Source organism: Paraburkholderia sp. EG287B (assembly GCF_040965595.1).
Classification (GTDB): domain Bacteria; phylum Pseudomonadota; class Gammaproteobacteria; order Burkholderiales; family Burkholderiaceae; genus Paraburkholderia.
Window position 1 is genome coordinate 185,696 of sequence record NZ_JBFRCG010000018.1, and the last position, 14,380, is coordinate 200,075.

Genomic DNA, 14,380 nt, shown 5'->3' on the forward strand with positions numbered 1-14,380 from the left:
GATGGCGATGTACGGCGGAACCGGTGTCGGCCTACGATATAATCGCAAGCGATTTATTCAAGTTTGCGAGCCATTGAGGCCTTTGCCTGAAGAGGATGACCATGAAATCGACGGACCACCCGGCGCAGGGCGCCACGCCCGCGCCGCTCGCAGACTACCTTTGCTTCGCGGTCTACTCGACCAATCTGGCGTTCGGCAAGGCGTACAAGCCGATCCTGGATGAACTCGGGCTGACCTATCCGCAGTACATCGCGATCATCGCGCTCTGGGAGCAAGACAACCAGACAGTGAGCGGCCTGGGCGAGAAACTCTTTCTCGAATCCAACACGCTGACGCCGATGCTGAAAAAGCTCGAAGCGATGGGGTATGTGCAACGGCGGCGCGATCCGGAGGATGAGCGCCAGGTGCGTGTGAGCCTGACCGCGAGCGGCCGGAAGCTGCGCGAAAAGAGCCTGAAAGCCGCGGATCTCACCGACGCGACCGGACTGGGCCATGACGAATTCATGAAACTGCAAAAGGCGATCGTGAACCTGCGCGCCAATCTGATTCGTTCACTCGACACCGAATAGCCGTCGCAGCCGCGCCCACGTTTTTTGCGGACCGGCTTCGATCATCAATAGTCAGGACTACGACAAATACCGTGGTTAAAGGAAGGCATACGCACGTCCAATGCGTCCTGCTCGCCACGGTCCAACGTCACCATCAGGAATTGATATGTCAAACGATCTTCGTCCCACCCCGCTTTCGCGCCGGCGTTTCATCGGCGCCGCTGCCGTCACGCTTGCCGGCGCCGCAATGAGCCGTTTCGCCTTCGCTGAATCGAAGCCGTCGGCCGGCGGACTCACGCAGATTGCCGCCGGCGATCCGTCTTCGATTCGTCCGCTGCGCGTGCAGGTGCCGGAAGCGGCGCTGACCGATCTGCGGCGCCGTATCGTCGCGACGCAATGGCCCGAGCGCGAAACGGTCGACGACGCCTCGCAAGGCGTGCAACTCGCGACCATGCAACGGCTCGCCAGCTACTGGGCCAACGACTACGACTGGCGCAAGGTGGAGGCGAGGCTCAACTCGCTGCCGCAATACGTCACGGAAATCGACGGGCTCGATATCCACTTCATCCACGTGCGCTCGAAGCACGAGAACGCGCTGCCGATCATCGTCACGCACGGCTGGCCCGGCTCGATCATCGAGCAGCTGAAGATCATCGAACCGCTGACCAACCCGACCGCGCATGGCGGGAGCGCATCCGATGCATTCCACGTCGTCATTCCCTCGCTGCCGGGCTACGGTTTCTCGGGCAAGCCGACGAAGACCGGTTGGGACCCCCAGCGTGTCGCTCGCGCCTGGGTCGTGCTGATGGACCGGCTCGGCTACAAGCGCTACGCCGCGCAAGGGGGCGACTGGGGCAATGCCGTGACGGAACAGCTCGCGCTGCTCAAGCCGGCAGGACTCGCGGGCATTCACACCAACATGCCCGCGACCGTGCCCGACGCCGTCGCCAAGTCGCTCAAGGACGGCACGCCGCCGCCGGCCGGGCTTTCGCCGGAAGAGCAGCACGCGTACGACCAGCTCGATTACTTTTACAAGCATGGTCTGGGCTACGCGCTCGAAATGGCGAACCGCCCGCAAACGCTCTACGCCATCCAGGATTCGCCAGTCGGCCTCGCTGCATGGATGCTCGACCACGACGCGAGCGGTCAGGCGATGATCGCGCGCGTGTTCGCGGGCCAGCCCGAAGGCCTGACGAAGGACGACGTGCTCGACAACGTCACGCTCTACTGGCTGACGAAGACGGCGGTCTCCTCCGCGCGCCTGTATTGGGAAAACAAGCTCAACTTTTTCGAGCCCAAGCATGTGGAGCTGCCGGTTGGCGTGAGCGTCTTCCCGGACGAAATCTACGCCGCGCCGAAGAGCTGGACAGAACGCGCCTACCCCAGGCTGGTTCACTACAATCGACTTCCGAAAGGCGGCCATTTCGCCGCATGGGAGCAGCCTGCCGCGTTCACGGAAGAAGTTCGCGCGACCTTCAGGACGCTGCGTCAGCCCGCCTGACGCAATGCCGCAATGCCGCACGCGTGAGCTTTCGGGTGTCCGACGATTTTACCAAGGACTCCGAAGGCTCTCGCTATCGCCAGCGGCAAAGGCCACGGAGCGCCCGTGCGACGGACGGATACAACGGCCGCCCCTTCTCCCAAATACTGCACAACGCGAGGCCGCCAGCATCGCTCAACCGGAAAAAACGGCGCAAATTCCGGCGCTTTTCCACGAATAGAAAATCGTGCACTTCGCGGACAATGCCGGTCATAGCCCGATTTGCGGCTGTTTCAACCGTGCGCCCGCGGGCGCAAGTCAAACTTCGATGTCAAAAAAAGAAAGGTGATTGTTTTGTTTGCCCGGATATTCCTGCTGTGGATGGCGTCGTTGATGCTGGTGCAAGTCGGTTTTCGATATCTCGATGCGGAATCGCTGCTCTATTTCGGCGACACGGCATTCGAACCGGCTTCCGCGCCGCAGGCCGCCCAGCAGCAGGACGCCGAACTGGAACTGGAGCTGGCCGCGCAAGGTGCGAGCATCCGTGGGATCGCCCCACTGGTCTCGATCAAGCCGGACATCGTCAATCTCGGCCCCGAGGTGGCGCCCCATCTGCGCGATGCCATCTGGGCGCCGCCTGCCGGGACGGCCTCGAACGCCGCCTATCTGCGTGAAGCCTGTTCGTCCGGCGTCACGCGCCTGAAGATGGCCGCCCGCTGGTTCGATGCGCGATTCGCGGCGCTCATGCTGGCGCTCGGCGTGCTGCTGTTCGCATTGCGCGCCTGGTGGCTGCGGACGGTGCGCCACGATCTGCTCGCCATGATCGCCACTTTGCGCGTCGCGTCGAGCGGCGACGGCCCGGCACCCGCGCTCGCGCTCGTGGACTGCCCGCGCAAGCTGCATGACCTCGCCCGCGCGATCGGCGATCTGTTGTGCCGCCGCACCGGCGCAGTCGAAGACCAGTCGGCTACCTTCGCCGTTTTCCTGCGGCAGACGGAATCGCGGGTGGCGCGGTTGCGCGCCTATGCCATGAACGTCACGCGCTGGAACTTGCGCGTGGCGCTCGTCGAGGACATCGACCTCTTCCAGGACCTCGCGCGCCAGTTCGTCGACGCGACCGGCCAGGGCGGCGCGAATCATGCGCCCGTGAACGTGGACGCGTATCTGAAGGACCGCTTCGTCTACGGCGCGAACGCGGACGCGAGCATCGTGCTGCGGCTGGACGCCGGCGAGGCGTTTGCGCTGCCGCGCTCCGCGCTCGTGCGGCTCGTCGACAATCTCGTGGGCAACGCCCAGGCGCACGGCATGCCGCCCATCGAGATCTGCACGGCGCGCGGGCCGCGCTCGTGGACCTTGAGCGTGCGGGATCACGGCGAAGGCGTAGCCGCGAGTCTGCCCGAGGGTGGCGCGCCGGCGTCGCCGTTGCCCGCCTCGCGCGCCGCGAGCCTGCGGCTCGACTCGCATTGGGGCATGGGCCTGTCGATCGTGCGGCGGCTCGCGCGCCTGTGCAACGCGAAGCTCAAGATCGGCAATCATCCCGAGGGCGGCCTCTGGGTGCGCGTGATCGTGCCGATGGACAAAGCGCGCCACGCCTGACGCGACACCCGCCCCTCAAGCCCCCAGCAGCACGCCGCTGCGTATCGGCCGCGTGCCCGTGACGCGGCCGAGCGGCGCGCCGGCCGTGACGAAGCGAATCGCCCTGCGCATATAGAAAACACCTTCCGCGGTGCTCTTCACCGTCGTCGTTGCGCCCGTCATCGGATCGACGATGTCGAAGAGCGGGTCGTTTTCGCGGATCCACGCGCCGATTTGCGCGCGGTGCACGAGAATGCCGCTGCACGGCGCATAGAATTGCGCGCTGCCGGCGAGCGGCGTGGCTGGCATCAGCAGCTCCGGCAGCGGCTTCACGTCGCCGCCGGTGAGCGCACCGCGCCAGCGCAGATAATCGATCAGCGCGTCGGCGTCCTGCTGCGCGCTTTCCCACGACACGTCGCGCTGGCCGCGGCACTCGATCGTCACCGCGGTAGGTCCGGCGGGCACGGGCTGCGTGGCCGGCATCTGTTGACGCAGTTGCCACCACAGCAGGCTATGCGCCTCGTCGAACGCCTGCGCGCCCGAATCGGTGGCGAGCAGTTGCGCGCGCGAGCCGAGGTAGCGCGCGAGCGGCTCGACATCGGGCCAGCCGGCCTCGCTCGTGTACACGTGCATGACCGCCTCGAGCGAGCAATGCAGGTCGATGATGAGATCGGCGTCGTGCGAGAGCCTGAGCAGCGCCAGCTGGAGCGAATCGAATTCCGTGAGCGGCCCCTGCGCGTCGAGCGCTTCGCGCATCAACTGCCGGATCAGCTCGCGGTTGCGCTCGACGTCCGCGCCGAGCATCTCTTTCGCGCGCGCGAGCAGCTTCGGAAACGCGTGGAAATGGCGGTTGAAGTTCCTGCCGCTCGCGAGATCGAAGCGGCCGACGAACTGGCCGAGCACGTGCTGGTTCAGGCCCACGGGATTGGCGAGCGGTACGAGCACTACCTGCGCGGCGAGCGCGCCTTGCGCCTCGAGTTCCGCCAGTTGCGTGCGCAACAGCACGGCCGTCAGCATGGCGGGCGTTTCGTCGGCGTGCAGCGACGCCTGGATATAGACCTTCTGGGGCGCATCCGCGGGGCCGAAATGGAAGCTGGTCAGTTCGCGGTGTGTGCCCGGCGTGGCGCTCAGGAGCGGAATCGATTGCGGGTTCATGAATTCAGTGCGGTTTCAAAAATGTGTGCGGCGGCTCAGTTGCCGCTCAGTTTCCGTACGGATCGAAGTCGAAATAGCGATGCGCGATCTGCGCGTAGGTGCCGTCCTTGAGCATGGACGCGATCGCGTCGTTCATCTGCGCCTGCAGCGCGGTTTCGTCCTTGCGCATGCCGATGCCCGTGCCGCGGTCGCCCATCGAGAGCGGGCCGCCGGCAAACGCGAAGCCGTCGCCTTGCGGCGTGCGCAGGAAGCCGTAATCCGCTTCGACGTAGCCCAGCAGCGCGGCGTCGAGCCGCCCGTTGACGAGGTCGGCGAACACTTCGTCCTGGCTTTTGTAGGTGACGACGTGCACGCCCGCCGGCGCCCAGTTCGCGAGCGCATAGGTCTCGAACTGCGTGCCCGCCTGCACGCCGACCGACTTGCCGGCCAGCGACTGCGCGGTGGCGCCGAACGGGGCGCCCTTGCGCGCGACGAGCCGCGATTTGAACTGGAACAGCTTCGACGTGAAGAGGATTTGCTGTTCGCGCTTCGCGGTGATCGCCATCGACGACATGATCGCGTCGATCTTGCGCGCCTGCAGCGCCGGAATCATGCCCGAGAACTCCAGCTCGACCCACTGGCAACGCGCGTGAATCCGGCGGCAGATCTCGTTGCCGAGATCGACGTCGAAGCCTTTGAGCGAGCCGTCGGGCGCCTTGGCGTCCATGGGCGGATAGGTCGGATCGATGCCGAGGCGCACGATGTCGCCCTCGCGCGCGAAGGCATTGCTGCTCAGGGCCAGCGCGAGCGAAAGAAGGATCGACGGGATTTTTTTCATGATGAGCGATCAGTGAACGTGGGGGTCTCCTGCCGACCGATGGTAGGACGACGCTGCGTTCGGGAAAAGCTCGAATTCGTCTATCATGATCACTCATACCGATCACAGCCAGTCGTCGCCCATGAGTCTCACGCTCTCCCAGTTGCGCGTCTTCGTCGCCGTCGCCCAGCGTGGCAGTGTGCGGGCGGCCTCGCGCGCGCTCGGCGTGGCGCAGAGCGGCGTGACGCAGCAGTTGCAGAATCTCGAAGTCGAACTGGGCGGCCCGCTGCTCACACGCACGAATCGCGGCGTGACGCTCACGGCGCTCGGGCAGCGCATGCTGGTGCGCGCGGCATCGATTCTCGGCGAGTGCGAGCGTGCGAGCGAAGAGGCGCAGCAACTGCGCGGCGATTACGCGGGCGAAGTCGCGTTCGGCCTGACGACCGATCCGCTCATGGACGCGCTCGTGCCCGTGCTCGGGCAGTACAGCACGCGGTTTCCGCGCGTGGCGCTGCGCCTGCGCACGGGAACCTCGCGCATGATGATTTCGTGGATACGCGAAGGCACGCTCGATTTCGCGCTCGCCCTCGTTTCGGACCAGACCGATACGACCGATCTCTCGGTCACGGAGCTTTACCCGTCCGACCCGGTCGTCGTCTGCCGCCGCGACCATCCGAAGGCGGGGGCGCGCACCCTGCGCTCGCTCACGCACTGCCACTGGCTCGCGACGCGCTCGCCCAATATTGCGGACGCCTTCGCTTCGAGCCGGCTCACGACGTTCTTCACCGACCACGGCCTGCCGGCGCCGCGCATCGTCGCAACGGTGGAGGGGCTGTTCGAAACGCTGCATTGGGTCAGCGAGACGGATTGCCTCGCGCTGGAGTCGTCGGTGGTCGCCACGCGCGGCCCGTTTGCCGAGCGGCTCACGCGCATCAGAATCGCCGAGCGGCCGGCGGCGCAGCAGGTCTGTTTGCTGCAGCGCGCGGCCGTGCCGCTCACGCCTGCCGCACAGGAACTCGCGACGATGCTCGCTTCGTTTGCGCGGGCAGGCCGTGCGCCGCGTTGAGGCAGTTGTTACGCGCCTTGTCCTTGTATATAGGCACCAAGCCCCGACGCCAGCGCCGCAAACGTTACCGTGCAGCGCGCGCTCGTGCGCAAATCCTCGTGCATGGCCACCCACGTATCCAGACTCAGCGAGAACTCGTCGGGCAGGACGCGAACCAGCTTCGGGTCTCTGGCCGCCAACGGCGCCTGGCACCCGCCGATGCCGAAGCCAGCGCGTATCGCGCCCAGCTGCGCAAGATCGCTGTCGGCGCGAAATGCAAAGTTATTGCGACTGTAGGCGGCGAACCTGGGCTGAACCGAGCGAATGAACGCGTTCTCGTGATCGAAGCCGATGAGCGAATGGCGCGGCAACTCTTTCATCGACTTCGGCACGCCATGAAGCGCCAGATATCGTTCGTGGGCATGCAGCCCGACGTCGATCGCGCCAACACGCTTGGCGATCAGCGCCTCTTGCACTGGCCGGAACATGCGTATTGCAATGTCCGCTTCACGTCGCAGCAGGTCGTCCGCCCTGTTTGACAGCACGAGTTCGATCCTCAGTTCCGGATAGTCGTGGCGCAGGCCTGCCAGGATCGGCGGCAAGACCTCGACGCCGATGACTTCGCTCGCCGTCAAACGCACGGTCCCGCGCACGCCCGAGCCGTGACTGCTCGCCGCGCGGCGCAAGGCTGCCGTCGTCATCGCAAGACCGACGGCATACGGCCTCAACTCATTGGCCGCCTCGGTCGGCGAGAACCCATCGGACGAGCGCGTAAACAGCGTGAGTCCCAGCGCCGCCTCCAGACTTTCGATGTGGCGCCCAACGGTCGGCTGCGTGATGCCCAGCGCGCGGGCGGCCGCCGAGAGCGAGCCGCTTTCCAGGACCTGCAGAAAGCTCCGGTACCACTCCCAGTTCGGTTCCTTGTCGGCCATACTTCGTCCCCAATTCAGATCGCAGGCTATGCATAAATGTATAGCTCATGGTCTATTTTCGCCAATTTTCTATTGACGGCAAGCGGCGCAGAATGCCCCTCATCACAGCTCACCCGTCAGGAGAACCCGCATGAACGCCACCCCCATCAATCGACAGAACCGCGCACTCGTACTCGGCGCAAGCGGCGGAATCGGCAGCGAAGTCGCGCGCCAGTTGCTCGACGCCGGCTGGCAAGTCCGCGCGCTGCGGCGCGGCGGTGCGCCGGGCGCGGCGGCGGCCGGCGCCATCGAATGGCTCGACGGCGACGTGCTCTCGCGCGAGGCGGTGGTACGCGCGGCGCGGGGTTGCGCGGTGATCGTGCACGCCGTCAACCCGCCGGGCTACCGGCGCTGGGCGCAGGTCGTGCTGCCGATGATCGACAACACGCTCGCCGCCGCGGCCGCCGTGGGCGCGACCGTCGTGCTGCCGGGCACCGTCTACAACTTCGGGCCCGACAGCTTCCCGGTGCTGCGTGAAGATTCGCCCCAAAAGCCGCTCACGCGCAAGGGCGCGATTCGCGTGGAACTGGAGCGGCGCATGCGGGCCGCGAGCGAGTATGGCGTGCGCTCGATCGTCGTGCGCGCGGGCGACTTTTTCGGGCCGCACGTGGGCAACAGCTGGTTTGCGCAAGGGATCGTGAAGCGTGACGAGCCGGTGCAGGTCGTGCGCCAGCCGGGGACGCGCGGCGTGGGCCACGCGTGGTCGTACGTGCCCGACGTCGCGCGCACGATGCTCGAGCTGATCGAACGGCGCGACACGCTGCCCGCGTTCGCGGTGTTCCACATGGCCGGCCACTGGGATGCCGATGGCTCGCAGTTCGTCGAAGCGATCTGCCGCGTCGCCCGGCGCCACGGTCTGAAGCCGCAAAGCAAGCCCTTCGCCTGGGCCTTCATGCGCGCGATCTCGCCGTTCGTGACGACGCTGCGCGAACTGATGGAGATGCGCTATTTGTGGAGCGAGCCGTTGCAGCTCGACAACGCCCGCCTCGTCCGCGAACTCGGGCACGAGCCGCATACGCCGCTCGACGAAGCCGTCGAGGCGACGCTCATGGGCCTGAACTGCCTCGGCGCCGACGAGCGCGCGCCGAAGGCAGCTTAAGGGTTACGTTTGCCTGCGCCGCGCGCTTTGATACGGATTCCGAATCTCAATGCGAGTGGCTCGGCACGTCCGAGCCGCGGCAGCCCACCAGGAAGTCGAAGTCGCAGCCCTCGTCGGCCTGCAACACGTGCTCGACATAAAGCTTGCGATACCCGCTGCGATCGGCGGGAATGGGCTGCTGGTTCGCGGCCCACTCGTCGAGTCGCGCGACGATCGCCTCGTCGCTGATATCCACGCGCAGCACGCCCTTCTCGCAGTCCAGCTCGATCCAGTCGCCGTCGCGCACGATCGCGAGCGGGCCGCCCGCGCGCGCTTCAGGCGCCACGTGCAGCACCACCGTGCCATACGCAGTACCGCTCATACGCGCATCCGACACACGCACCATGTCGGTCACGCCTTGCGCAAGCAGCTTGGGCGGCAGGCCCATGTTGCCCACCTCGGCCATGCCCGGATATCCCTTGGGCCCGCAGTTCTTCATGACGAGCACGGAATCGGCCGTGACGTCGAGACCGGGGTCGCCAATGCGCGCCTTGTAGTCGTCGAAGTTTTCGAACACCACGGCGGGGCCGCGATGTTTCAACAGCTTCTGCGTGGCCGCCGACGGCTTCAGCACCGCCCCATTCGGCGCGAGATTGCCGCGCAGCACGCACAGCGCGCCGTCTTTCACGAGCGGATTGTCGAGCGGGCGAATGACTTCGGCATTGTGAATGGGCGCTTCGCGCACGTTTTCCCACAGCGTCTTGCCGTTGGCCGTGAGCGCATCGGGATGCGGCAGCAGGTTCGCTTCGCCGAGGCGCCGCAGCACGGCGGGCAAGCCGCCCGCGTAATAGAACTCCTCCATCAGGAAACGGCCCGAAGGCTGCAGGTCGACGAGGGTCGGCGTGCCTCGTCCGATGCGCGTCCAGTCGTCGAGTTCGAGCGGCACGCCGATGCGTCCCGCGATCGCCTTCAGGTGGATCGCCGCATTGGTCGAGCCGCCGATCGCCGCGTTCGTGCGGATGGCGTTCTCGAACGCCGCGCGCGTAAGCAGCTTCGAGAGGCGCAGGTCTTCGAGCGCCATCTCCACGATGCGCATGCCCGACATATGCGCGAGCACGTAGCGGCGCGCGTCCACGGCCGGAATCGCCGCGTTGTGCGGCAGCGTGACGCCCAGCGCTTCGGCCATGCACGCCATGGTCGAAGCCGTGCCCATGGTGTTGCAGGTGCCCGCCGAGCGCGACATGCCCGACTCCGCCGACATGAACTCGTGGATCGAAATCTTGCCCGCCTTCACCTGCTCGCTCAGTTGCCACACCACCGTGCCCGAACCGATATCGCGCCCTTCGTGCTTGCCGTTGAGCATCGGGCCGCCGGTCACGGCAATCGCAGGCACGTCGCAACTGGCCGCGCCCATCAGCAGTGCGGGCGTGGTCTTGTCGCAGCCCACCAGCAGCACGACGGCATCGACCGGATTGCCTCGTATGGATTCCTCAACATCCATCGAAGCGAGGTTGCGCGTGAACATGGCCGTGGGCCGCAGGTTCGACTCGCCGTTCGAGAACACGGGAAACTCGACAGGAAATCCGCCGGCTTCGTAGATGCCTCGTTTGACGTGCTCGGCGAGCTTGCGAAAATGCGCGTTACAGGGCGTGAGTTCCGACCACGTATTGCAAATGCCGATAATCGGCTTGCCGGCGAACTCGTGATCCGGTATTCCCTGGTTCTTCATCCAGCTCCGGTACATGAAGCCGTTTTTATCCGTGGTGCCGAACCACGCGGCCGAGCGAAGCTTGGGCTTACGGGTGTTCATGGCTTTGCCCACTTAGTGAGAAAGTCCTATAAATAGCATGACTATATGGACTGCGATTATCGGGAAAACGCTAATCGAATCCGTTCCGGCCGTTGCATATAGTTTGTCTATTGTGGTCAGCAGGGGCGGCTAACGGTATACCGAGAGGATATAACCGGAGGCCAGGGATGGCGCGATACTTCTCGTGATACTGTCCGGCCGTGATGGACGCGGGTGTAGCGCCATGAATTAAAGAAATACAACGCGCAGAGCTACATCGGAGACACGCATGAAACTGGCAACACGCATGGTAAGCGGGTTGGTCGCTGCGGCGGCCGCTTTCTCGTTGGCGGCGGGTGTCGCCCACGCCGAAGACAAGCAGATCACGCTAGGTTTTGCGCAGGTCGGCGCGGAAAGCGCCTGGCGCACGGCCAACACGGTGTCGGTCAAACAGGCCGCGAAAGACGCCGGCATCAACCTCAAGTTCTCGGACGCCCAGCAGAAGCAGGAAAACCAGATCAAGGCGATCCGCTCGTATATCGCCCAGAAGGTGGACGTGATCGCGTTCTCGCCCGTGGTGGAATCGGGCTGGGAGCCGGTGCTGCAGGAAGCCAAGCGCGCCAGGATTCCCGTGATCCTCACGGACCGCAACATCGACGTGAAGGACCAGTCGCTCTACGTGACGATGATCGGTTCGGACTTCATGGAAGAAGGCCGCCGCGCGGGCAAGTGGCTCGAGGATCACTACAAGGACAACCCCGGCCCGATCAATATCGTCGAGCTGCAGGGCACCGTGGGTTCCGCGCCGGCCAACGACCGTCACTCGGGCCTCATGGAAGTGATCAAGAACGATCCGAAGTTCAAGATCATCGCGTCGCAAAGCGGCGACTTCACGCTCGCCGGCGGCAAGCAGGTCATGGAAGCGTTCGCGAAGACGTATGGAAACAAGATCAACGTCGTCTACGCGCATAACGACGACATGGCGCTCGGCGCGATCCAGGCCATGGAAGAAGCCGGCATGAAGCCGGGCAAGGACATCAGTGTCGTGTCGTTCGACGCCACCAAGGGCGGCTTCCAGGCGATGATCGCCGGCAAGATGAACGTCGATGTGGAGTGCAGCCCGCTGCTCGGGCCGCAGCTCATGAGCGCCGTGAAGGACGTCGTGGCGGGCAAGCAATTGCCCAAGCGCATCGTGACGAACGAAACGGTGTTCCCGGAGGACGTGGCGGCGCAGGTGCTCCCGTCGCGCAAGTACTAAACTTCGCTGCAAGCGGCGCGGTGTGCTTCGTAACCCTTAGTATTTAAAGGGTTTACATAGCACCCCGCGCGCTCTGGCCTCATTCACGGTTGCCCATGAGCGTTTCCCCGATACTCGAAACCGTCGGTCTCACCCGAACCTTCCCCGGCGTGCGTGCGCTCGACCGGGTCGATTTTCGTCTGTACCCCGGCGAAATCCATACGCTGATGGGGCAGAACGGCGCCGGCAAGTCCACGCTCATCAACGTGCTGACCGGCGTGCACCAGCCCGAGGCGGGCGAAATACGCCTCGCGGGCGAGGCGGTGCACTTCCCGACGCCGCAGATGGCGGAGGCCGCCGGCATCCAGACGCTCTACCAGGAAGTCAATCTCTGCCCGAACCTCTCGGTGGCGGAGAACATTTTCGCGGGCCGCCAGCCGCGCAAGCGCGGCCTCGGCCTGATCGACTGGAAAACGATTCATCGCCGGGCGGAAGAAGCGCTCGCGGAACTGAATCTTTCGCTCGACGTCACGCAGTCGCTCGACACCTACCCCATCGCCATGCAGCAGATGGTGGCGATTGCGCGCGCGGTGTCCGTCGATGCGCGCATCCTCATTCTCGACGAACCGACTTCGAGCCTCGACGAAGGCGAAGTCGCGCGCCTGTTCGAGGTGCTGCGCAAGCTGAAAGCGTCGGGCATCGCGATCCTGTTCGTCACGCATTTTCTGGAGCAGACCTACGCGATCTCCGATCGCATCACGGTGATGCGCAACGGCGAGCGCGAGGGCGAATATCTCGCCGTCGATCTACCGGTGCAAACGCTGGTCGCGAAGATGGTAGGCCTGCAGAACGCGGGCGAGCGGCTCACGCAAGCCGAAGCGGCGCACGGCGAGACGGTGGCGACGAACGCCGAGCCGTATCTCGCGGCGCAAGGCGTGGCGCGCCGCGGCGTGCTCAATCCGCTCGATCTGGAAGTACAGCCCGGCCAGATTCTGGGCCTCGCTGGCCTGCTCGGCTCGGGCCGCACGGAGACCGCCCGCCTGCTGTTCGGCGCGGACAAGGCCGATGCGGGCACGGTGCACATCAACGGCAAGGCCGTGAAGCTTTCTTCGCCACGCGACGCCGTGCGCCACGGCATGGCTTATTGCCCCGAAGACCGCAAGAAGGAAGGCATCGTCGCCGATCTGTCGATCCGCGAAAACATCGTGCTGGCGCTGCAGGCGCAACTCGGCTGGTGGCGCATGATCCGGCGCTCGCGCCAGCGCGAACTGGCCAACGAATATATCGAGCAGCTCGGCATCAAGGCGCGCGACGCCGAACAGCCCATCGGCCTGCTTTCGGGCGGCAACCAGCAGAAGGTGCTGCTCGCGCGCTGGCTCGCGACCAAACCGCGTTTGCTGATCCTCGACGAACCGACGCGCGGCATCGACGTGGCCGCCAAGTTCGAGATCATGGACCGCGTGCGCGCGCTCTGCGCAAAGGGCCTCGGCATCCTGTTCATTTCGTCGGAGATCAGCGAGGTGGTGCGTGTCTCCGACCGCATCGCCGTGCTGCGCGACCGGCGCAAGGTGGCCGAGCTTTCGGGCGCGGCGCGCTCGGAGCACGAAGTCTACGACCTCATTGCCGGAGACCGTCGATGACGCGCCCCGCCCTGCCCGCCTGGCTTTCGCTCGTCATCCGGCATCCGCTGGTGTGGCCCGCGGTGACGCTCATCGCGCTGTTCGTCGTCGATGTCGTGCATCGCGGCAATTTCCTCTCGATCACGATGCTGGGCGGCCACCTGTTCGGCGCGCCCATCGACATCCTCATGCGCGCCGCGCCGCTCGTCGTGGTGTCGCTCGGCATGACGCTCGTGATCGCCACGCGCGGCATCGACATTTCCGTGGGCGCCGTCGTGGCGATCGCGGGTGCGGCGGCCGCCACGGTGCTCGCCGCCGATCCTTCGCGCGTGGGCCTGGCGTTCGGCGCGGCGCTCGCGGTGGGCCTGCTCGCCGGCATCTGGAACGGGCTGCTCGTCGCGTTCGTCGGCATGCAGCCGATCATCGCCACGCTCATCCTGATGGTGGCGGGCCGCGGCGTGGCGCAGCTGCTCACGGGCGGCCAGATCATCCCCATCGGCGCGCCCGGTTATCTGTTCGCGGGCGGCGGCTATTTCGCGCTGATCCCGTGCGCCGTGTGGATTGCGCTCGCCGTGACCGTGCTCACTGCCCTCATCGTCAACCGCACGGCGCTCGGCCTGTTCATCCGCTCGATCGGCGTGAATCCGGTGGCCGCGCGCCTTGCGGGCCTGTCGTCGCAAGCCGTGGTGTTCGGCGCGTACGCGTTCTGCGGCGTGACCGCCGCGATTGCGGGCATTCTCATCAGCTCGAACGTACGCAGCGCCGACGGCAATAACGCGGGCCTGCTGCTCGAACTCGACGCCATCCTCGCCGTGACGCTCGGCGGCACGTCGCTGCTGGGCGGGCGCTTCAGTCTCGCGGGCACGGTGCTCGGCGCGCTCATCATCCAGACGCTCACCTACACCACCTATTCGATCGGCGTGCCGCCCGAGGCCACGCTCGTCGTGAAGGCCGTGGTCGTGCTGCTGGTGTGCCTGATCCAGTCGCCCGCCGCGCGCACCTTCGCTTTTCAACAACTCAAACGCATCGCGCTCGCGCGCCGCGCGCGCGCCTGAGTCGCCATACACCCATTCGGGGGAAGCCGAGC

At 65.6% G+C, this 14,380-nt stretch carries 12 protein-coding genes; 8 read left to right on the plus strand and 4 right to left on the minus strand.

Annotated elements, in window-relative coordinates:
* Window positions 1-101: 101 nt before the first annotated feature.
* From AB4Y40_RS31215 to AB4Y40_RS31225, 3 genes are all read left to right on the plus strand, one after another.
* Entirely contained in the window at window positions 102-569 is a 468-nt protein-coding gene (locus AB4Y40_RS31215) for a MarR family winged helix-turn-helix transcriptional regulator (RefSeq protein ID WP_254315907.1), read from the plus strand.
* 145 nt (window positions 570-714) lie between these two features.
* On the plus strand, window positions 715-2,049 hold the full coding sequence (locus AB4Y40_RS31220; RefSeq protein ID WP_368691147.1) for an epoxide hydrolase family protein: 1,335 nt from the start codon (window positions 715-717) through the stop codon (window positions 2,047-2,049).
* Between the two features lie 372 nt (window positions 2,050-2,421).
* Window positions 2,422-3,624 (plus strand): sensor histidine kinase, encoded by a 1,203-nt coding sequence (locus tag AB4Y40_RS31225; RefSeq protein WP_368691148.1) that lies wholly within the window; start codon window positions 2,422-2,424, stop codon window positions 3,622-3,624.
* A 15-nt stretch (window positions 3,625-3,639) separates the two neighbouring features.
* Here AB4Y40_RS31225 and AB4Y40_RS31230 read toward each other — a convergent pair whose 3' ends face one another.
* Window positions 3,640-4,758 (minus strand): succinylglutamate desuccinylase/aspartoacylase family protein, encoded by a 1,119-nt coding sequence (locus AB4Y40_RS31230; protein ID WP_368691149.1) that lies wholly within the window; start codon window positions 4,756-4,758, stop codon window positions 3,640-3,642.
* A 46-nt stretch (window positions 4,759-4,804) separates the two neighbouring features.
* Window positions 4,805-5,575 (minus strand): transporter substrate-binding domain-containing protein, encoded by a 771-nt coding sequence (locus AB4Y40_RS31235; protein WP_368691150.1) that lies wholly within the window; start codon window positions 5,573-5,575, stop codon window positions 4,805-4,807.
* A gap of 121 nt (window positions 5,576-5,696) precedes the next feature.
* Here AB4Y40_RS31235 and AB4Y40_RS31240 point away from each other — a divergent pair, with 121 nt between their 5' ends.
* Complete coding sequence (locus AB4Y40_RS31240; protein ID WP_368691176.1) at window positions 5,697-6,620, plus strand: LysR family transcriptional regulator; 924 nt, start codon at window positions 5,697-5,699, stop codon at window positions 6,618-6,620.
* 8 nt (window positions 6,621-6,628) lie between these two features.
* Here AB4Y40_RS31240 and AB4Y40_RS31245 read toward each other — a convergent pair whose 3' ends face one another.
* On the minus strand, window positions 6,629-7,531 hold the full coding sequence (locus AB4Y40_RS31245; RefSeq protein WP_368691151.1) for a LysR family transcriptional regulator: 903 nt from the start codon (window positions 7,529-7,531) through the stop codon (window positions 6,629-6,631).
* 130 nt (window positions 7,532-7,661) lie between these two features.
* Between AB4Y40_RS31245 and AB4Y40_RS31250 the strand changes: the two genes are divergently transcribed.
* Entirely contained in the window at window positions 7,662-8,669 is a 1,008-nt protein-coding gene (locus AB4Y40_RS31250; RefSeq protein WP_368691152.1) for an NAD-dependent epimerase/dehydratase family protein, read from the plus strand.
* Window positions 8,670-8,715: 46 nt separating this feature from the next.
* On the opposite strand, the gene AB4Y40_RS31255 is transcribed toward AB4Y40_RS31250, so the two are convergent.
* The gene (locus tag AB4Y40_RS31255; protein WP_368691153.1) at window positions 8,716-10,458 is read right to left on the minus strand and encodes an IlvD/Edd family dehydratase; all 1,743 of its coding nucleotides are present in this window, start codon (window positions 10,456-10,458) and stop codon (window positions 8,716-8,718) included.
* 286 nt (window positions 10,459-10,744) lie between these two features.
* Between AB4Y40_RS31255 and AB4Y40_RS31260 the strand changes: the two genes are divergently transcribed.
* The 3 genes from AB4Y40_RS31260 (at window position 10,745) to AB4Y40_RS31270 (ending at window position 14,348) form a co-directional block, all read left to right on the plus strand.
* Complete coding sequence (locus AB4Y40_RS31260; RefSeq protein ID WP_368691177.1) at window positions 10,745-11,695, plus strand: ABC transporter substrate-binding protein; 951 nt, start codon at window positions 10,745-10,747, stop codon at window positions 11,693-11,695.
* 95 nt (window positions 11,696-11,790) lie between these two features.
* Window positions 11,791-13,314, plus strand: a complete 1,524-nt coding sequence (locus tag AB4Y40_RS31265) for a sugar ABC transporter ATP-binding protein (RefSeq protein WP_368691154.1) — start codon at window positions 11,791-11,793, stop codon at window positions 13,312-13,314.
* The gene (locus AB4Y40_RS31270; RefSeq protein ID WP_342922938.1) at window positions 13,311-14,348 is read left to right on the plus strand and encodes an ABC transporter permease; all 1,038 of its coding nucleotides are present in this window, start codon (window positions 13,311-13,313) and stop codon (window positions 14,346-14,348) included. The genes AB4Y40_RS31265 and AB4Y40_RS31270 overlap by 4 nt, the downstream gene beginning before the upstream one ends.
* Window positions 14,349-14,380 lie beyond the last annotated feature (32 nt).

Excerpts from the sequence above, each read along its gene's own strand:
- AB4Y40_RS31255 (WP_368691153.1), bottom strand. The coding sequence starts at position 10,458 with ATGAACACCCGTAAGCCCAAGCTTCGCTCGGCCGCGTGGTTCGGCACC.
- AB4Y40_RS31225 (WP_368691148.1), top strand. The coding sequence starts at position 2,422 with ATGCTGGTGCAAGTCGGTTTTCGATATCTCGATGCGGAATCGCTGCTC.
- AB4Y40_RS31270 (WP_342922938.1), top strand. The coding sequence starts at position 13,311 with ATGACGCGCCCCGCCCTGCCCGCCTGGCTTTCGCTCGTCATCCGGCAT.
- AB4Y40_RS31240 (WP_368691176.1), top strand. The coding sequence starts at position 5,697 with ATGAGTCTCACGCTCTCCCAGTTGCGCGTCTTCGTCGCCGTCGCCCAG.
- AB4Y40_RS31265 (WP_368691154.1), top strand. The coding sequence starts at position 11,791 with ATGAGCGTTTCCCCGATACTCGAAACCGTCGGTCTCACCCGAACCTTC.
- AB4Y40_RS31235 (WP_368691150.1), bottom strand. The coding sequence starts at position 5,575 with ATGAAAAAAATCCCGTCGATCCTTCTTTCGCTCGCGCTGGCCCTGAGC.
- AB4Y40_RS31215 (WP_254315907.1), top strand. The coding sequence starts at position 102 with ATGAAATCGACGGACCACCCGGCGCAGGGCGCCACGCCCGCGCCGCTC.
- AB4Y40_RS31250 (WP_368691152.1), top strand. The coding sequence starts at position 7,662 with ATGAACGCCACCCCCATCAATCGACAGAACCGCGCACTCGTACTCGGC.
- AB4Y40_RS31230 (WP_368691149.1), bottom strand. The coding sequence starts at position 4,758 with ATGAACCCGCAATCGATTCCGCTCCTGAGCGCCACGCCGGGCACACAC.
- AB4Y40_RS31220 (WP_368691147.1), top strand. The coding sequence starts at position 715 with ATGTCAAACGATCTTCGTCCCACCCCGCTTTCGCGCCGGCGTTTCATC.
- AB4Y40_RS31260 (WP_368691177.1), top strand. The coding sequence starts at position 10,745 with ATGGTAAGCGGGTTGGTCGCTGCGGCGGCCGCTTTCTCGTTGGCGGCG.
- AB4Y40_RS31245 (WP_368691151.1), bottom strand. The coding sequence starts at position 7,531 with ATGGCCGACAAGGAACCGAACTGGGAGTGGTACCGGAGCTTTCTGCAG.